The sequence below is a fragment of the Shewanella sp. DAU305 genome (assembly GCF_026802235.1).
In the GTDB taxonomy this organism is placed as follows: domain Bacteria; phylum Pseudomonadota; class Gammaproteobacteria; order Enterobacterales; family Shewanellaceae; genus Shewanella; species Shewanella baltica.
The window spans coordinates 4131170-4150004 of the sequence record NZ_CP113808.1 but is presented as its reverse complement, the minus strand read 5'-3'; the positions used below and the strand labels follow the sequence as shown (position 1 = coordinate 4150004).

Here is an 18835-nt window from a genome sequence, read left to right as displayed (position 1 = left end):
TTAGTGCTCTTTTTTCACAAAAGTTGACGAATGTTCCTGCAGATATTTCTGCACTAGCGCTTGGGTGTCTTGGTCCATATTCACGAAGGCCAACATGCCTTGGAACATTCCCGGCCAAGTATTGGCGTCAAAGTGCGCCTCGTCGGGTTGGGTATGGCAAACACTGCAGCTGGAGCGGAAGGTATCGCGGGCATAACCCCAAAGTGGTTGCAGCTCGGTCAGCAGATAATCCTTATCGGTCCAGATTTGTGCTTCGATACGCTGCCATTTAAGGCCTGTCATAGGATCTTCTTTTTCTTCAAAGGTTTGGATAACACCTTCGGTTTCGGCTGCGTCTTTGGTTAACTGTGCCGACAGAATGTTCACGCCAAAGTCCATGTAGATCACGCGGCCAGCACCAATCTTTTTACGCCAGCCATCGATGCCGATCTTGATGCGTTTGCCTTGGGTTTCGAGCACTTTGACTTTCGTTGCTACGTTGAGTGTGCCTGCTTCCACATCGCCTTTATCAGTGAAGAATAAGGGTTTAGTCAGGGCGCTATAGTAAGTTTGATTCGTTTCAACTGAGCTAACACCCGATCCGACTTCTGCAATCAGTTCTGGTGCGCGGGCAGTGCCCATTTCCGGTAAATGGTGAGCAATACCTTTATGGCAATCGATACAGCTTTGGTCGATTTCTGCGGCGCGTTTCATCTGTTTTTGTGCCAGCGGTGACATGGCTTCCCATTTCATCGAGTTGTAGTTGTGGCAGTTTTTGCAGGCTAAGGAGTTGTCGCGGTCGAAACGTTTCCATTCACGGCTAGCCATTTCTAAGCGTTTGGCTTCGAATTTTTCAGGGGTGTTGACTGTGTTAAATAACCAGCCCCAGACGTCGTGGGAGGCTTCCATCTTACGGGCGATTTTACGGCTCCAATTATGGGGCACGTGGCAATCGGGGCAGGTGGCACGAACGCCAGAGTGATTCGACCAATGCACAGTTTCCTGCAGCTCTTGGTAGGGTTTGCTTTCCATACTGTGGCAGCTAATACAAAAAGCTTCGGTATTGGTGGCTTCGAGTGCAGTGTTAAATCCGCCCCAGAAGATGATACCCATGATAAAAGCGCTGATGCTGACGGCGCCTAAGGTCAGCGCTTTGGTGGGTTTGTTCAGTGTGCGCCAGAGGTTGGTTAACCACTTCATAATCGCGTCCTCAAAAAGTAACTATATGTTAAATAGATGTAAATTAGTGGCCGACAACGCCGCCGAAGGCTTGGATCATCCAAATGATGAAGCCGTAAATACTGATCCCTGCGATAGTGAGCGCGGGGAAGAGTAAAAAGATGATGAACCCGAGCGCTTTTAATTCATTTTTGCGCGTGGATTTCTCTGATGTAGGTGTTTGTATGTTTGGCTTTGTCATTGGGGTCGACTCCGATCGAAAGCGATTTTTGATAGGAGCACTATAGAGGGGAGATATGAATGGACTTGCTTGCTGTGATGAATGGGGTTTGACAATATATGAAAGATTATGAAAACTTTTTAAGGGCGTAAGCTTAGCGCTGCTCTGGCAGACTTCGGTGGTGATTAATGTGAGTTCAATGGGCAGTTATTGCCTAGGTTTGGGCGGTTTTTTGAACAACTGATTTCGGCTTTTGCCGCTAATTTTTTATCGAAGTGCAGGCGATGTCTTAGCTATCTTTGGGAGATTCCAGTATCATCCGCGGCCAACAACGGCTGCGTCTACATGATTAATGGCTTTTTAATCATCGCGAAGCATCACTGCTTGCAGATCATGGATTTTTCCCACAGTAGGAAAATGATGTGGATCTCTCACCCAAGTCTGATGGATTTGGGGCTCTAATCTGCCGCAGCCAGCGTCGCCAATTGCGTTTTAGGGTAATTGGTACCGACCCCATTTTAAGAGATCACAAGGTATAACAACATTATGTCTGAGCAATTGAGTTCAACAGCCGTACCCTCTGGTTCGTTTCTGGACCGTTATTTTTCTATTCAACAACGTGGCAGCACAGTTCGCCAAGAAGTGATTGCGGGATTAACAACTTTCCTCGCTATGGTCTACTCGGTGATTGTGGTGCCAAACATGTTAGGCCAAGCGGGATTTGATCCTGGCGCCGTGTTTATCGCTACCTGTTTAATTGCATCATTTGGTTCTTTGCTCATGGGTTTATGGGCAAACTTACCTATGGCGATTGGCTGCGCGATTTCGCTCACCGCCTTTACGGCCTTTAGCTTAGTGCTCGGTCAGGGCATGTCGATTCCGGTTACCTTAGGCGCGATTTTCCTAATGGGCGTGACCTTCACGCTTGTGAGTGTGACCGGTGTTCGTCAGTGGGTGCTGGCTAATTTACCTAAGGGCATTGCCCACGGTACTGGCATAGGTATCGGCTTGTTTTTACTATTGATTGCGACTAACAGCGTGCAATTGATTGTGGCCAATAGCGCAGGCTTGCCGGTGAAGTTGGGCGACATTAACAGCTTACCTGTTATCGCGACTATTCTAGGTTTAGCGGCAACTATCGGTTTAGAGCGCCGCGGTGTACCTGGCGGTATTCTGTTGGTGATTATCGCGTTATCGGTATTTGGTTTAGTGTTCGATCCGAGCGTGAAATACCAAGGTTTGTTTGCCTTGCCTGATTTAACCTCAGAGCATTCACTGATTGGTCAGCTTGATATCATGGGCGCCTTTAATCCTGTGGTATTGCCTATCGTATTAGCGTTAGTGATGACGGCAATTTTCGATGCGACCGGCACTATCCGTGCTGTGGCTGGCCAAGCGAATTTGCTCGATAAAGACGACAATATTGTCGGCGGCGGCAGAGCCTTAACCTCAGACTCGGTCAGCAGCATGGTAGCGGGTTTAGTGGGCGGCGCACCTGCGGCTGTGTATATCGAGTCGGCGGCGGGTACTGCGGCGGGCGGTAAGACAGGTTTAACTGCGACGATCGTTGGCGTACTGTTTTTATTGATGATGTTTTTAGCGCCATTAAGCTACTTAGTGCCAGCCTATGCGACAGCACCTGCTTTGATGTACGTGGGTTTGTTGATGCTGAGTAACGTAGCAAAACTTGATTTTGACGATAAAGTCGATGCCATGGCAGGCTTAACCTGCGCTGTGTTTATCATCTTAAGTTGTAATATCGTCACAGGTATTATGCTGGGCTTTGTGACCCTAGTTGTTGGCCGTATTTGTAGCGGCGAATGGCGCAAACTGAAAGTAGGCGTGCTCGCCATTACCTTAGGTTTAGTGGTGTTTTATATGGGTGGTTGGGCGATTTAAGTTAGGCAAACTGAGTGATTTTAACTGAGTTATTGTAAACAGAAGCGAGTGCAGTCTTAGGATTAGCACTCGCTTTGATTTTGTGCCCGGTATTCACAATAGGCCCGCAGTAAGTCTTTCCAAGTGACAATTCCAACCAATTTACCGTATTCTAACACCGGCAAGCAGCCTATATCATTGTCTAACAAAATACGCGTTGCCGTGTCTAAATTGATGTGGGGCGCAACGGTAACCGGATTACGGGTCATCACTTGATGCACACGTTTTTGCAGGGTTTCTAAATCTCTTGCGGTTTCGGCGCTACTGCCCAAGTTGGGGCTAATGGCACGCAGCAGATCCCGCTCCGATAACACGCCTTCAAGTTGATACTCATCGACGACCAACAAGTGATGAAAGCTCGCTTGGTCGAAGATTTCCTTCGCCACAGTTAATCGGTCGTCCATTTCAACCGTGACGACTCGGGTACTCATAATATCGGCGATAATGATCGGCATGATGATCCCCTGATAAGCTTGCGCATCCTAGGATGCACTCTGTTAATGCGCTGCATTACAGTTACTTATAACAGAGTGGTGCATGTTTAGCCAACACCCATTACAAAGTTTTAACTCAAAGATCTTGAACCTCTGGCTCATCATCCGCTGTGATTGGCATCCGCTCCGATTCGGGCAAGTGCGCGCCTATGTAGCGTTGATACTTTTTGCCTTTCAGTTTGTGGGTGTCCACCAGCACTAAGCCATCGATACAATCGCCAAAGTCGGCGTCGATACCAAAGGCGAGAAACTTAACCCCATCAGCCTTACACAGCTCACCATATTGCTTATAAAGAGTCGGCACGGCGGCGCCCATACTCGCGAGCACTTGTTTGAGTTGCTTGAAGTTACTCTGATAATCCTCGGAGAAATATAAATCATCTAACTTGGCTTTTTGGGATTTGGATAAACCAAAGGGCGACATGGAAACCGCCATCTGCTGCGCAGGCGCAAATTCCCGCGAGTAAAAGTGTACGAGCATTTCTCTGGCGCTACCGGGCAATTGATTGCTGATGGACACTGGGCCAAATAGGTAGCGGTATTCAGGGTGTTTGGCGAGATAAGCGCCTATGCCAAACCACAGATAATCTAAGCTGCGTTTGCCCCAATATTTAGGCTGCACAAAACTACGGCCAAGTTCTAAGCCTTGCTTCACGAAGGGCATAAAGCTGTCGGCGTATTGAAACAGCGATTGGCTGTAGAGGGCGTTTTCGCCGTATTTTTCTAAGATTTTGTCGCCACTGGCAAAACGGTAGGCACCGACAATTTCAAATTGCTCTTTATCCCACAGCACTAAGTGCTGGTAGTAGGAATCGTATTTGTCGATATCGCGGCGTTTGCCCGACCCCTCACCCACGGCGCGAAAGGCGATTTCCCTCAGGCGACCAATTTCCCGCATGATGGGATTGCTGTCGTGGTGCTGGTATAGATAAATCAACTTGTTATCTTGCGTTTCCCCTAGCAGTTCGCATTGCTGCAGCGCCGCTTGCAGTTCGCGGCGCGATTCAGGGTGGGCGATAGCACTTTGGGTGATAAACAGCGGATCTTTATCTTTGCCGATACGATACAAGTGATTTTTAAGCAGTTTTATCTTGGTCTTGAGTGGAAAGTCCATCGACCGCACGGCTTCATTGGGAATAAGCTCGCCAATGCGGATCGGCATATTGCGTTTGGCCTGTTTGAACATTTCCTTCACCAACAGCAGTGTGGCAAGTGGCTTGTAAATCATAGATGCGCCGTAGAAGGTCGCAGAGTTTTTGGCATCTAAAAATATCGGCAGTAAGGGGGCATTACAGGAAATCGCCATCTTTAAAAAGCCTGAGTGCCATTGGGTATCACGCACGCCGTTAGGGCGAAGGCGCGAAACTTCGCCCGACGGGAAAATCAGCACAGCGCCTTCGTTACGCAGGTGCTGGTGGATTTTTTCTAAATGCTGTTTCGGTGTGCCGCCCGTCATATTACGCACAGGCAGTAAGATTGAGTGCAGCGGTTCCAGCGCCATCAAGAGTTCGTTGGCGACGACTTTGATATCAGGGCGAATTTCACTGATCAGTTTGATCAGCGCTAAGCCATCGAGCGAACCTATGGGATGGTTGGCGAAGATCACCACTCGGCCTTCGCAGGGAATGTTTGCTATCTCATTGGCGGGCACGGTAAAGCTAAAGTCAAAACTCGCCAGCACTTGCTCGACAAAGTCCACACCCTGTAAATAGGCATATTGATTGGCGATATCATTGCATTGTTTTTCATTGAGCAGGTAACGCAGCATGGCCTTGGCGGGTTTAGCGAGCCAAGGTTTGTCGTTGATAGAAGGCAGATTTTGTTCAACCATATTATCAACGGTAAAAATCATGCTCTTCGCCTTAAGCGCTGGTGGCTGCACGGCATGGTTATTATGGTTAAGGTTGCTGTTTAGCGTCTGGTCATTGTGTTCCATAGCGTTATCTGATTGATGAGTAATGTTATTTATTTGATTCATAGTGTTAGGCAACATCCCTTGGGCGAGTTTCGCCGGTATTTGTGTTTGGCATTTGCTGCGCTGCCGTTTTTTGTTGTTTGTTTTTGTGCGTCTCAGGTGGCTGTTGCACTAACGCTATGCTGCTGAGAATATCGAGATTGAGTGTCTGTTCATTCCAGCGACACAGCTGTAATTCACCGTTAAGGGTTTCTGTGATTAAGCTGCAGTTTTCAACCCAGTCACCGTCGTTGGCGTAGATGATCTGCCGCTGCTCAGGCGTACTTTGGGGCGTGCAGTATTGTGCTGCTCTGGGGTGAGTTGAGAGTTCTGGCTGATGGATATGGCCGCAGATCACGCCGTCAACATCGAAATGCTGGGCATAGTTGAGCACCGCTTGGCGATAATGTCCGATAGCGGCTTGAGCCTTACCCACTTTGGATTTGATGTAACTTGCCAGTGACCAATAGGGATAACCTAAGCGTTCCCGAAGGCTGTGGAGATTGCGATTAAGGAACAGCAATAAGTCATATAAATGGTCGCCCAATATGGCGTAGAAGCGACCGACACACACATCGGCATCAAACTGATCCCCGTGGAGCATCAACAATTTATGGCCGCCAATTCCGTGGTGAATATGTTGGCGGGCAATTTTGATATTCCACAGGCTTAGTTCGGCATAGGGTTTGATCAGCTCGTCGTGGTTGCCCGGCAGATAAATCACTTGGGTGCCGTTTTGTGCCAGTTCAATGAATTTTTGTAGCACCTTATTGTGGCTATCAGGCCAATGCAGCTTACGTTTCAGCGCCCATAAATCGACTATGTCACCGACCAGATACAAGTGCTGACAACGCACAGTTTCAAGCAAACTTAGCAGGTAGTCGGCCTTGCAATCTTTACAGCCTAAATGGATATCCGATAGCCAGAGGGCGTTAACTGTGATGCTTGGTGTATGGGGTGATGCCGTCTGGTCTGAAGTTAATGCGGATGGGGTAAAAGAAGCTGAATTGAATCGATTTGAGGGTGTTGGTGCAAATGTCGGAACTGATGTAGGTGATTGCGTCGAGCGGTTAAAGATAGGAGGTGAAAGGCTGGGGTCATTTATCTGTCCCTGCACTGTTGTTTCAAATTCCTTGAAATTAAATCCTGTCATCTCGTATTCACCCCATTAGGCTGTTAACGAATATGAGCTTAGTGAGGGGCTTTGACTGAATGATGAAGTTTAGATGACATGCAGATGACAAAAGGTGGATTAGCCTAGACTGAACCTGTCAAGATTCACATCAGGATGCAATTAGAACCGACAGTTAGTTTGCAGCATGAATTGTCATTGTTTCCCCTGTGACTCGCCATAAACTCGTCCCTGAGGGCTCGACGACGGCATCCATGCCGCCAACGGTCACAGTTGCAACAATGCCAATCTTAATTAACACTTCTGCTGTTCGTTTAGCTAAAAAGCTATTGCCCCAAAGTGGGTTTTGCAGTTCAAAAGGGGAATAGGTCAAGTAAAGCTTTGCCTATATAAAAGTTGATGGTTCGACTTAGAAGTGATGTACCCCATCTTTTTTGTAGTTTGAATGCGTTAATTAAAATCAAAATCAAAATCAAAATCAAAATCAAAGTCGTGGGGCTTCACCCCACACCCGACCAAGGAGGACTGCTCGTCCTATCCTCCTTGGATGCTCCATGACGCCCCTAACGGAGTTGAAAGCCCCTTGTGCTCATTGACAAATTTGCTATCGCTTCCGAAGGATGCATCCCTGCACCTGCGAAAGCTAGCTCGCCATCCATGGCGAGACTCACGCCATTTGTCTATTCGCCCTGCGGCAACTCCGAAGGGAGGTGTATTCCTTGGAGTTTTGAGTCGTTAGATAGCGATTCATCAGCAAAAAAATAAGCGTGAAAGAACGAGAAAGCTAAAACGATATCAAGTGATTACCCATCAAACTGTATAAAAAACCGCTACCGCAAAAAAGCAAATTCCTATAGCATCATTTATACCAATTGACACGGATGTGGCAGCGGCCAAGTCCAACAAGCGATTTATGCCCTGCAAACAGCGCAGCGCATAAATACTAAGACGTTAGGACTATATAAGGAAATATCATGCTTAAGCTTTTAAATGTTTTCTCCGTAAGCCTTGTTCTATTTCTTTCCGGTTGCTCTAAGCCAGGACTGGAATTAACGAAAGAGCAATATGGAGAAAAGTGGCCATTAACCGTTTCATCAGGGCATGTAGAATGCAAAAATAATGCTGTTATTTTTCATTCTAATGGAAAAACATATGCTGTAAATGGTGTGGCTAAAACTCAAGGTTACTCTGAAATTAATGCAATCTGGAAAGATGACCCCGCATTTTTTGAAATGGCAGCCGAAATTGCTAAGGCAGAAAATACTGCTGTTGATGAAGTTATAAAATCAATGGGATCGCCAACCAAAATTAGTATTAGTCCAGTTTTGGATAGCGGCCTTAAATTATGTAAGTAATGAAATTTGCCCGTCCTAACAAGGTGCGGCACTCGGGGCCTGCGGCGCTCACAAGTTCGTGCGCATGCGCACGGCGTTAATTTATAGAAATTTTAATCCGAAACTCAAAAATTAGAGTTGGGAATCTAACACGCTTTTGTCCAAAAACGTGCTGTTTATTTCTTTAAAACTTACTGACTACGCCAATGCTAGAAAGGTGAGCCATGGTGATTAGCGAGACGACCGTCCGCCCCATGGACGGGGCGGTCGAGCATCCAAGGACGGACTTACTGCGTGTCGGTGAGCGAATGCCATGGCTCATCATAAGCCAGCACTTAAAGAATTAAATGACCAAGTTTGATCCTTCAGCTGTCTATCCAGAAATTCTTAAAGTACTTCTGTCCAAAAGTGAGTTGTGTGGTGTCGAGTGGAGATTGTACGATTAAGTTACGCTATATAATCAAATCAGCCAGTTCGTGTATGAGTTAGTGCAAAAAGGGGAGTCAGTTAATCTGACTCCCCTTTTTTGGAACGCTTGTTGGACTTACATTAAAACCTACGTTAGGCCCAAACTAGCGTAATGTTAGAACAATAAATGCGCTACACCCGCGATAACAGGCAGAGTCACTAAGGTACGTAGAATAAATACCATGAAGAGTTCAACAAAATTGACGGGGATTTTACTGCCGATAAGTAATGCACCCACTTCACTCATGTAGATCAATTGAGTCACAGATAGTGCTGCAATTACAAAGCGGGTCATATCCGATTCAATCGAACTGGCCAGAATCGACGGAATAAACATATCCGCAAAACCCACCACAATTGTTTTAGAGGCTTCAGTCGCTTCAGGAATATGCAGTAATTCGAGTAATGGAATAAACGGCATACCCAGATAATTAAAGATCGGCGTGTGCTCGGCAATAATCAGCGCCAAAGTACCAATGGCCATGACGACAGGGAGAATGCCAAACACCATATCGACAACGTTTTTAACGCCTTCATTCAATACGCCTTTGATACCACCAGCACTGGCAGCTTTTTCTAAGGCTTTATCAAAACCCCAAGAGAAAGCATTGCGATCCGCAGGGATCAACTCATCATCTGGCGTGCGTGGGGTATCGTCTATGTAGTTGTCTTTCTTCCACGATAGCGGTGGCAGCTTAGGCACAATCACAGCGGCGGCAAAACCGGCGAGACACACAGTCAAATAGAAGGGCACAAACATGTGCTCTAACTTAACTTGCGAGATCACGACTAGGCTGAAGGTAATCGATACCGCCGAGAAGGTTGTGCCGATAACCGCCGCTTCTCTTTGGGTATAAAAACGGGCTTCGTATTGTTTGCTGGTCAGCAAAATTCCCACACTGCCATCACCTAACCATGAGGCCATACAATCAATTGCACTGCGACCCGGTAGATTGAACACGGGGCGCATGATTTTGGTTAATAGTGTGCCAAACAGTTCGAGCAGACCGAAGTTCAGTAACAGCGGCAACAACATACCCGCAAAGATAAAAACAGAGAACAATACGGGCAGTAAGTCATTTAAGACTAATGCACCAGTGCTTGTGGAGTTAATAGCCTCTGGGCCTAAGCCTAAATAGGTCAGTACGACAAACACTGCACCTATGATCCGTGTGACCAACCATAATGGACTGACATTTAATAAGGCATTAAGGAAGTGATTCTGGGCCACAAACTTAGGCTTAAATGCTTTTGACAGCGAAGAGGCCAGCGCCGTAACCACGATAATTATGGTTACTATAAGGGTTAACACGCCGCTCAATGCGCCTTGCAGTGCTTTAGAGATAATCGCGATAGGAATAGTGATCGCATCGTTGTAACTGATAGGGGTCATAAATAACAACAGACCGATCAGTGAAGGGACGATAAAGGTGAGTATCGTCTTAATGTTTCGATTTTTATTTTCAGTAGCCAATTTTGTACACCTTAAAGTACGAGTCGTACATGGTAAATTTGAATTAATAGCCGCACGTAACACGCTGTTGACGCCAATTAAGGTGCATTTAAATTCAACTCAAAAACGAGAATGGGGAAGATTACTCGCTTAGCTTGTCTATGTAAAACGATTCGCTAGTTAGTTTGATATAAGCAGCAAAACAGCATAGTTATTTTACTTAAGTTGTCGGTGATATTAGGTCGATGCTTTCGGGTGGGTACAAGTAAAAACTCATTATAAACATTGTGTTAAGTATTATTGTTTCTGGTGGGTTAATTCTTTGTGTGGTGTTGTAGTTAAAACGATTGAGATGTTGTTTCTGCACGAAAAAACATCAGTAACTTTAGCCTTACAGCCCTATTAGTTGGTTTTTTGTGCGATTTAAGCGGGCTATCGTGATAACACTTTCTACATGGCGTGGGCAGCAAGGCTTTACGGCTACCACTGTGATGCTCAGTCTATTTTGCTACTGGGCACATTTTTATGCGACAAGCAGTTAAATCTGCTCAGTGAGATGAGTGATCTACCTCAGCATCCTGATGCTTTAGGTGTTGACTAAATAGTCGCTAATAACGATGAAAGTAAAAATATTATTCATAAAGCGGATACCCGCCGCTTTAAATCTTCTCATTTCCATGTAAGTTAGTATCATTCCTATCCAACTCAAGTATTCATGACGACAAAAGTAGAGAAGATTAAGATTAAAGGCGGCTCGACATTGGCCATTAAGTTTGGTTTTCTGGGGATCTTTGGGCTTCTAATCGGTATTGTGATGACTGTTTTAGGATTCGATGATGTCGAGTCCCATCGCTTTAATTTTTTAAATCATACCCTTAGCGAATTGGGGATTTATGGTCACTCGTCTTTTGCTGTGATCCTTAACGGGGGATTGTTTTTTGGCAGCTTAAGTCTTGTGTTTTATTGTTTGTCTTCGCTACAGCAGGTGATGTCTTTTTGGGGATATCCTTTCTTTATTAGTTTGGCGTGCACTTTTTTAGCCTTAGCGAGCGTGGGATTATTTCCGGTGAACGTGTATCACTTGCACGTTTTAGGGTTGAAATGGTTTTTCTATCTGGGAAGCTTAAGTGCAATTTTCTACTTAGCCTGGGTCTGTCTCGGCAAGTCTTATTTTGGCCGTTGGACTGGGTTATTAGCCCTCATTGTGCTGTGCAGCATGATGACGTTTCTGTATGCGCCGCAATTGGATTTAGGTTTGACCGAAGGCGATAGGCCGTTTTATCAGGAGATGGTATTGCAGCTGCCGCGTCCTAGTTTGTGGTGGCCAGCCCTACTGGAATGGATAGGGCTGGGGAGTCTATTGTGCTGGACCACTGTGCTGCTTTTCAGTCAGTTACACTCCAACCAAGATCGAACCAGCCAAGAGTCATGCACAGATCAAGAGTTAGGCTAGGGAGTCGCATGCATAGCAAGGCCCGCTTCTCCAAACCAATAGCCGTTACACTGGGTTGTCTCTAGGTTCGCATCGCTGCCAATAGCAACGTTTTGAGCATTTTCAGACGTGTTAATCGCATCGACCAAGCTATTGGCTATGGTGATGCAGTCAAAGCTACTGGGTGATACCCGAAACACATCCACGCCCATCTTTACCATGGTTGCTATTTCACTGCGTAAATCTAAACAGCTAGCGGATTGGGTTTGGATCCCATTGAGCCTGAGTAAAGGCTGCTGCTCTTGGGTTTGCGCGAGTAGCCCTTTGCTGTATTCACGGCACACAGTTTCACAATGATCTTTGGTGAGCTGTTTGTGCCTAGCGGTAAAGCAGCGCGCCGAATGGGCGAGGGGCAAATAGCCGTGGCCGAGGACCTCTACTTCAAATGGCGGCTTTTGTTGGATCACTTGGCTAAGCCAAGCCTTTGATAGCTCCACTGGCATCACAAACCTTTGCATCCCAAATCGCTGCAAAATGTCTAAACTGGCGCGATTGTAGTTATTGATACTCGCGCCGCAGACGAAGGGCAGCTTGTGCTCGTTGGCGAGATAGACTGCCGCCATATCGTTCGCTTCAACCATAAATTCGCCGTTATTGACCTGGCGTTTCAGCTCAGTATATTCCGATGGCGCTTCGATTAACGCCAGCGTTGAAATCACCACTTCTTTACCCGCCTGCTTAAGCATCTGTGCCAGTTCGAGATAATCGCCCCACTTGAGTTCGCGTCTGCGGCTGCAAACGGCCTCGCCTAAATACACTAAGGGAATTTGACTGGCGGCGACTTGCTGATAAAAATCTGTGACCTGTTGTTTTTGCCAGCAATACAACAGCGGGCCTAGGGAAATATGCATTACTTATCCTTTGTTAATCTGGCGCTCTGTCCATTAACCTTTATTGCCAATCACGCTCGTAGGCGCCAAGTGTGGTGATTTGACCCTCGGAAACTTTTGCAAGGGCTTGTTCCCAATGGGGTTGGTTTTGGCTTGTTGAGTACAGTTCGGGGTTATCTCGATAGGTGTCTATGGCTTGGCGCCAAACTCTCGTAACTTGCTCAACATAGGCCGGGCTGCGTTGGCGGCCTTCGATTTTTAGCGACACTATGCCCGCCTTGGCGAGTTCTGGCAGTAGACTTAAGGTATTCAAACTGGTTGGTGATTCGAGTAAATACTGCGGCGAATCTTGATCTTCCGTGATGTAACGGCCTTTACATACCACGGGATAACCCATCTGTTCATCGAGGGCCGACTTATCAATCAACACATCATTGAGCAGCGTTAATCGGTTCTGACCTTCTTCCTGCCAGCGCACGTGTTTTGCCGGTGAACAAGAGCCGCCGGTGTTGGGCGATTGACCCGTCACATAGGACGACAGCTGGCAACGGCCTTCGGCCATAATGCACAGGCTACCGAAGGCGAACACTTCTAAATCCACTGGGCTAACCTTGGCAAGGTCACGCACTTGTTTTATCGATAACACCCGCGGCAACACGACTCGGGCGATGTTAAAAGCTTCCTTATAAAAGCTCAGCGCGCCCAGATTGGTCGCGCTGGCCTGCACCGATAAATGCAGTGGCAGCTTGGGATAGTGCCTATGGGCATAATCGAGTAAAGAAAGATCGGCGACAATTAATGCATCCATACCCAGTTTTGCCGCTAAATCAATGGCCTGATACCAGCGGTGCTCTTCACCGGGTTTTGGAAAGGTATTTAAGGTCAAAAAAATTTTCTTGCCGTGCTTTTGCGTCAGCTCAGTGGCTTCTTGCAACTTTGCGGGGGTAAAGTTTAATCCTGCAAACGAGCGGGCGTTGGTGTCGTCTTTTAGTCCTAGATACACAGCGTCGGCTCCGGCATGTAATGCCGACTTTAGCGAGGCCAGATTTCCTGCTGGACACAACAGCTCCATAGTGATGCTCCCGATAAAATGATAGCCGCTGAGTGTAGGTAAGATTGAATGGCGATGAATTGATTTAAAACAGGTTTAAGATCATAAAATCCCGATAAACTGGGATATATATGTTTTATTCTTGTAGGGTTTACGCCATGTCCGCTGTTTTTTCCGCAAAAATCGCTCAGCAACTTTTAGAATTCACTCCAAAAGCCATTGGCTTTCCCCTTGCTAAAATGCCCTTTAGCCTCAAAGCGAAAGTGATCACCCAATTACTTGGGCTGTTACTCGCTGAGCAAGCAGCAGACGATGAACTCGGATTTTTGAGTGATAAATGGGTTGCGATCCGAGTGGATGATTTAAATCTGGCCTTTGAGGTGAGTTTTAATGGCAAGTGGCAAGTCAGAGAGTTGACCGACGCGCAGGTGAGCTTTAGTGCCAACTCAGCTGAATTGGTGTTAGTGGCAGCAGCAAAGGAAGATCCCGACACGCTATTCTTCCAGCGTAAGTTGAGTATTGAAGGCGATACAGAATTAGGGCTCGAAGTGAAAAACCTGCTGCTCAGTATCGAATTTGCCAGTATGCCGACCCCAATTCGCCTCAGCATTGCAAAACTCGCCGCTGTGATTGAGCGTTTACAAATCGAAGCAAAACCAACGGTTATCCTTGCTAAGTCTCCAAGTTTTAATTAATTCTAACTTTGTGTTCCGAAGATATAAAACAAAAAGCCCCGATGAGAAATCATCGGGGCTTTTTTGAAACTGTTTGCTATTAATAATTTTGTGTCGCTGTTAAGTTTACTTTTGCGTTAACACGGCAAATTTCACTAACAGTTCGTCGTTGGATTCGACGCGGTTTGGATCTGGGTCGATGCAATCGATTGGGCAGACTGACACGCAAGTGGGTTTGTCGTAATGCCCCACGCATTCGGTGCAGCGGTCGGGATCGATTTCATAGATCTCTTCGCCCATAGTGATGGCCTGATTAGGACACTCAGGCTCACACATGTCGCAGTTGATGCAGCTATCGTCGATCAGTAATGCCATGACCTTAACCTAGTTCATGTGGGTTGCGAGTGTCCTGGCCCTGAGGCAGGTTACGCAGCAAAATACCGTGGCTCAAATCGACTTCTTTTGGCACGGGCAGATACACAGTGTGCCCCGAACCTAAGCCCGCTTCAACCGCTTCTGACTTGCGATTCTCGAGTTGTTCAATCGTCAGACTGATATTACCCTGCGGCGTCATCAGCTCGACACTGTCGCCAACGGAAAACTTGTTCTTCACTTCGATTTCAGCCAATCCCGCCAGGTTGCGTTTGCCCGTCAGTTCACCCACAAATTGTTGGGTGTCGCTGACTGAGTAGCCATAGTCATAATTTTGATATTCATCATGCACATGACGACGCAAAAAGCCTTCGGTATAACCACGGTGGGCGAGTCCCTCTAATTGATTCATTAGGCTGCGGTCGAAATCTTTACCCGATGAAGCATCTTCAATCGCGCGGCGATACAACTGTGCGGTGCGGGCGACGTAATAGAAAGACTTAGTGCGCCCTTCAATTTTAAGTGAGTCTATACCCATTTTGGTCAGGCGCTCAACGTGTTGAATAGCACGTAAGTCCTTAGAGTTCATGATATAAGTACCATGCTCATCTTCAAAGGCTGGCATGTATTCGCCGGGACGATTGGCTTCCTGTAGTAGGAAGATTTGATCCGTGGGCGCACCTGCACCTAAAGTCGTCGGAGTTTCGATTTGTACTGCATTAGGCATGGCAATGATGTCGCCGCTGTCGTTTTGCTGCGCTTCGTGCACGTCGTATTTCCAGCGACAAGCATTAGTACAAGTGCCTTGGTTTGGATCGCGTTTGTTGATATAACCCGAGAGTAAACAACGACCTGAATACGCCATGCAGAGGGCGCCATGCACAAACACTTCGAGTTCTATATCTGGGCAGCGTTGACGAATTTCTTCGATTTCATCTAAGGATAATTCGCGCGACAGGATCACGCGTTTGATGCCTTGGGTTTGCCAAAACTTGACCGAGGCCCAGTTGATGGCATTGGCTTGTACGGATAAATGCACCACTTGATCGGGAAACGCTTCACGTACCATCATGATTAAACCCGGATCGGACATGATCAGCGCGTCTGGCTTCATCGCCACTACGGGTTCCATGTCCTTGATATAGGTTTTTAGCTTGGCATTGTGGGGCGCTATGTTGCTCACAACATACAGCTTTTTACCCAGCGCATGGGCTTCTTGTATGCCTGTGGCAAGGTTTTCCATTTTGAAGTCATTGTTACGTACCCTTAGGCTATATCTCGGCTGACCGGCATACACGGCATCTGCACCATAGGCAAAGGCGTAGCGCATGTTTTTCAGGGTTCCAGCTGGAGACAGCAGCTCAGGTTTAAACATAATCACTCTCAAATTGGTTAATTAATCGATGAATAAATGGCGCGGTGCGCGGGGGCGGGATTTTACACAATGAAAGTAGGGTTATGCAAATTGCCCTTACTAACTTTAGTGGTACTTCACATTTTACGAATATAGCGCGTTTAGCTTTGAGCAAGCAGCGAGAAACATTTCAGCTCTGGTGATGATTGATGCAGAAGATTACAGCCGATAATTAAGCCAAAATTGATAACGCAATCATACAATTTATTAACGTCCGTTGCTTTTTTCTACGTATCTAATGACGGTCAGCTGATATACTCCAACTATCCAATGTTCATGTTTACAGATTGATGGGAGCTAAGATGTCTACCGAACATCTACTGTTAGTCAGTTTATTAAAAAAACTAAAAGATGATGCCTTAGTGCTACCGACGTTGCCTGAAGTGGCGATGCGGGTGCAAGAAGTGGTCGGACGCTCCGATGCGAGCCTTAAACAAGTGGCTGAAGTGATCGGCCAAGATGCGGCGATTTCTGCCCGTATCATTAAGGTGGCCAATAGCGCCTTATACAGCCGAGGTGTACCCGCTGAAAGCATTAATAGTGCGGTTTCACGCATTGGGTTAATTCAAATTAAAAGCATTGCAACGTCAGTGGCAATGGAGCAATTGTTCATTTCCACCAATGAAATGGTGTGGGAAGTGATGGATGAAGTATGGCGCACCTCAATTGATGTGACCGCCGCCGCTTGTTCCATGTTGCAGATGTATAACAAACGTCATTCAAGTAGTCGATTAAATTTCGACACCTTAACCTTAGCTGGACTCGTGCATAACATTGGCGCCTTGCCTGTATTGACGGAAGCCGAGGCTAATCCACATTTATTTACCAGCATTGATCAATTACGCGCGCTTGTTCGTAAAATGCAGGGGCCATTAGGTCGTGCTGTGTTAAAGAGTTGGGATTTTTCTACCGAAGTGATGGAAGTGGTTGAGCGCTGGGCCGATTTACCTTATCTGCCCGATCACGTCACCTATCTCGACTTTATCCGTGCAGCGGCCTTCTATACCGGTGAATTACGTGCAGGCACTGAGTTAGAACAACGTCTTGGTGTGTTTGTCGCCCGCGGTTTACCCGTGACAACCGATGATTTAGCCAGTGATGAGTTTATGGAAAAATTCCATTCAATTAGAGAAAGTTACCAATAATCGTTAGGCCTAAATGGAACTCAAATGGCACGTGAACACTGAATTGCAGTGCCATTCGATAAAAAGCTTACGCGGTAAAGCAGAGGCCAAGATATGTTCGAAATCGGGTTAGTTGTTGCTTCTCTCATTTTATTGATATTTTCATTGTATATACTGCAGGCAAAATATAGATCGCTACGGTCGCAGCAAAAATTCTTAGCACAGCTTTGTCTCCAATTAGAGCAACAAAAGATTGAACGCCAAGCATTAAACCTTGGCACGGTTCCCCAAGAGTTTGCGCCGCTCTACCATACCTTAAATGAATTATTGAAGGCCTTACCCGCAAGCGTGGGTAAGGATAAACTGACTGGACTGGTAAACCGGGTCGGCCTGAAACGTGCGCTGACCTCCATGATGCCGCTGACTCAAGGGACATTAGTGCTGATTGATATTTATCGATTTCGCTATGTGAATGATCTCTTTGGGTTTGTGTTTGGCGATATCCTGCTAAAGCAATTTGCGGAACGGTTAAACAGCTTAAGTTTATCCCCAAGGTTAATCGCACGGCTCAATGGTGATGAATTTTGCCTATATTACGAGCAAGCGTTGACTGAGGAGCAATTAGTCCATTTGAGAGGCCGTTTGCAGGTGCCTTTTAGCATTAAGAACACGCCAGTCAGCGTTAAACTTCAAATCGGTTGTGTGCATTTACAAGAACACCACGCCGATACGAGCCAGATGTTACGTCGCGTCGATTTGGCGCTGAAGAAAGCCCGCCACTCTCGTAGCGCGATTGCTTACTATGCCGAGAATGATGATATTCAACAGTTAAGAGAACTGAGAATTATCGATAGCTTGCCTAAAGGCTTGCAACGCAACCAAGTGTATATGGTATATCAAGCGAAACAGGATATTGCGACGGGACGGTGTTTTCAGGTTGAAGCCTTGATGCGCTGGGAACACGACGAGCTTGGGGTTATTTCTCCTGGCGAGTTTATCCCTTTAGCCGAATATGCCGGCATGATTGATTTAGTGAGCCAATGGGCACTCGATCAGGTTTTAGCGCAGCAGGCAAAATGGCGCGCGGCAGGAATACAATTGTGCGTTGCAGTCAATCTCTCTACACGGGATCTTGACAGTGAAACCTTGCCCCAAGAAATTGCGGCGAGATTAGCGCATTACAAACTTCCGCCCGAATCCTTAATGATTGAAATTACGGAAAGTACCTTAATGGCGGATTTAACTAAGGCGGTCGAAACCTTAGATAAAATTCGTGCGTTAGGGGTTAGGCTCGCAATTGATGATTTTGGTACCGGTCATTCTTCACTGGCTTACTTGAAACATCTACCCGTCAATGAAGTCAAAATCGATAAAGCCTTTTTAAAGGATCTTGAGCAGGATAAACCGTCGGAATATATCCTCGAAGCCAGTATTAATATTGCTAAAAAACTCGGTTATGAGGTGACTGTCGAAGGGATTGAAACCCTTGAAATTAGAGAAATACTCGTCGCTATGGGCGTCGATACCCTACAAGGCATGTATTATGCTAAGCCTATGAGAGCAGCAGAACTTGAAATGAATTGGGCTAAGCTGCATCACATTTAAATCAGCCATTCATTAAACCAACTCTGAGTAATGTTAAACCCAGTAAATCCGACATCAATTAACGTTAGGAGCAATTAACGTTAGGGCAGCTTTAATGAGTCGTTGCTCGCCCCATTCCTATG

At 46.5% G+C, this 18835-nt stretch carries 17 protein-coding genes; 6 read left to right on the top strand and 11 right to left on the bottom strand.

The window, feature by feature from the left end:
* Together torC and torE are read right to left on the bottom strand one after the other, a co-directional pair.
* The gene (torC, locus tag OX890_RS17605) at positions 1 to 1179 is read right to left on the bottom strand and encodes a pentaheme c-type cytochrome TorC (protein WP_006086919.1); all 1179 of its coding nucleotides are present in this window, start codon (positions 1177 to 1179) and stop codon (positions 1 to 3) included.
* A gap of 43 nt (positions 1180 to 1222) precedes the next feature.
* Positions 1223 to 1399: a trimethylamine N-oxide reductase system protein TorE gene (torE, locus tag OX890_RS17600; RefSeq protein WP_006082688.1), complete on the bottom strand. Its 177-nt coding sequence runs from the start codon at positions 1397 to 1399 to the stop codon at positions 1223 to 1225.
* 525 nt (positions 1400 to 1924) lie between these two features.
* Between torE and OX890_RS17595 the strand changes: the two genes are divergently transcribed.
* Positions 1925 to 3277 carry an NCS2 family permease gene (locus tag OX890_RS17595; protein ID WP_012089865.1) on the top strand — a complete coding sequence of 451 codons (1353 nt, stop codon included), beginning with the start codon at positions 1925 to 1927 and terminating at the stop codon, positions 3275 to 3277.
* A gap of 62 nt (positions 3278 to 3339) precedes the next feature.
* On the opposite strand, the gene OX890_RS17590 is transcribed toward OX890_RS17595, so the two are convergent.
* The 4 genes from OX890_RS17590 to OX890_RS17575 form a co-directional block, all read right to left on the bottom strand.
* On the bottom strand, positions 3340 to 3771 hold the full coding sequence (locus OX890_RS17590) for a CBS domain-containing protein (RefSeq protein WP_268649648.1): 432 nt from the start codon (positions 3769 to 3771) through the stop codon (positions 3340 to 3342).
* A 115-nt stretch (positions 3772 to 3886) separates the two neighbouring features.
* Positions 3887 to 5788: a lysophospholipid acyltransferase family protein gene (locus tag OX890_RS17585; protein WP_268649647.1), complete on the bottom strand. Its 1902-nt coding sequence runs from the start codon at positions 5786 to 5788 to the stop codon at positions 3887 to 3889.
* A gap of 4 nt (positions 5789 to 5792) precedes the next feature.
* Entirely contained in the window at positions 5793 to 6917 is a 1125-nt protein-coding gene (locus tag OX890_RS17580; protein WP_268649646.1) for a UDP-2,3-diacylglucosamine diphosphatase, read from the bottom strand.
* Between the two features lie 154 nt (positions 6918 to 7071).
* Positions 7072 to 7269 (bottom strand): hypothetical protein, encoded by a 198-nt coding sequence (locus OX890_RS17575; RefSeq protein ID WP_242325968.1) that lies wholly within the window; start codon positions 7267 to 7269, stop codon positions 7072 to 7074.
* A gap of 601 nt (positions 7270 to 7870) precedes the next feature.
* Between OX890_RS17575 and OX890_RS17570 the strand changes: the two genes are divergently transcribed.
* The gene (locus OX890_RS17570) at positions 7871 to 8251 is read left to right on the top strand and encodes a DUF2511 domain-containing protein (RefSeq protein ID WP_011845975.1); all 381 of its coding nucleotides are present in this window, start codon (positions 7871 to 7873) and stop codon (positions 8249 to 8251) included.
* 562 nt (positions 8252 to 8813) lie between these two features.
* On the opposite strand, the gene OX890_RS17565 is transcribed toward OX890_RS17570, so the two are convergent.
* The gene (locus OX890_RS17565) at positions 8814 to 10172 is read right to left on the bottom strand and encodes a YjiH family protein (RefSeq protein ID WP_220777995.1); all 1359 of its coding nucleotides are present in this window, start codon (positions 10170 to 10172) and stop codon (positions 8814 to 8816) included.
* Between the two features lie 694 nt (positions 10173 to 10866).
* Here OX890_RS17565 and OX890_RS17560 point away from each other — a divergent pair.
* Positions 10867 to 11604 carry a hypothetical protein gene (locus OX890_RS17560; RefSeq protein ID WP_268649645.1) on the top strand — a complete coding sequence of 246 codons (738 nt, stop codon included), beginning with the start codon at positions 10867 to 10869 and terminating at the stop codon, positions 11602 to 11604.
* On the opposite strand, the gene OX890_RS17555 is transcribed toward OX890_RS17560, so the two are convergent.
* On the bottom strand, positions 11601 to 12494 hold the full coding sequence (locus OX890_RS17555) for a U32 family peptidase (protein WP_268649644.1): 894 nt from the start codon (positions 12492 to 12494) through the stop codon (positions 11601 to 11603). The genes OX890_RS17560 and OX890_RS17555 overlap by 4 nt on opposite strands.
* A gap of 40 nt (positions 12495 to 12534) precedes the next feature.
* Entirely contained in the window at positions 12535 to 13545 is a 1011-nt protein-coding gene (gene ubiU, locus OX890_RS17550; protein ID WP_268649643.1) for a ubiquinone anaerobic biosynthesis protein UbiU, read from the bottom strand.
* A gap of 137 nt (positions 13546 to 13682) precedes the next feature.
* Between ubiU and ubiT the strand changes: the two genes are divergently transcribed.
* A complete protein-coding gene (ubiT, locus tag OX890_RS17545; RefSeq protein ID WP_268649642.1) occupies positions 13683 to 14219 on the top strand; it encodes a ubiquinone anaerobic biosynthesis accessory factor UbiT in 537 nt (178 codons plus the stop codon).
* A gap of 105 nt (positions 14220 to 14324) precedes the next feature.
* Here the strand turns inward: ubiT and OX890_RS17540 are convergent, their stop codons facing one another.
* Together OX890_RS17540 and trhP are read right to left on the bottom strand one after the other, a co-directional pair.
* A complete protein-coding gene (locus OX890_RS17540; protein WP_107404010.1) occupies positions 14325 to 14573 on the bottom strand; it encodes a YfhL family 4Fe-4S dicluster ferredoxin in 249 nt (82 codons plus the stop codon).
* Between the two features lie 4 nt (positions 14574 to 14577).
* Positions 14578 to 15945, bottom strand: a complete 1368-nt coding sequence (trhP, locus tag OX890_RS17535; protein ID WP_106651275.1) for a prephenate-dependent tRNA uridine(34) hydroxylase TrhP — start codon at positions 15943 to 15945, stop codon at positions 14578 to 14580.
* 341 nt (positions 15946 to 16286) lie between these two features.
* Here trhP and OX890_RS17530 point away from each other — a divergent pair, with 341 nt between their 5' ends.
* A complete protein-coding gene (locus OX890_RS17530; RefSeq protein WP_106651274.1) occupies positions 16287 to 17129 on the top strand; it encodes an HDOD domain-containing protein in 843 nt (280 codons plus the stop codon).
* Between the two features lie 93 nt (positions 17130 to 17222).
* Positions 17223 to 18713 carry a bifunctional diguanylate cyclase/phosphodiesterase gene (locus tag OX890_RS17525; RefSeq protein WP_268649641.1) on the top strand — a complete coding sequence of 497 codons (1491 nt, stop codon included), beginning with the start codon at positions 17223 to 17225 and terminating at the stop codon, positions 18711 to 18713.
* Positions 18714 to 18835: the final 122 nt, after the last annotated feature.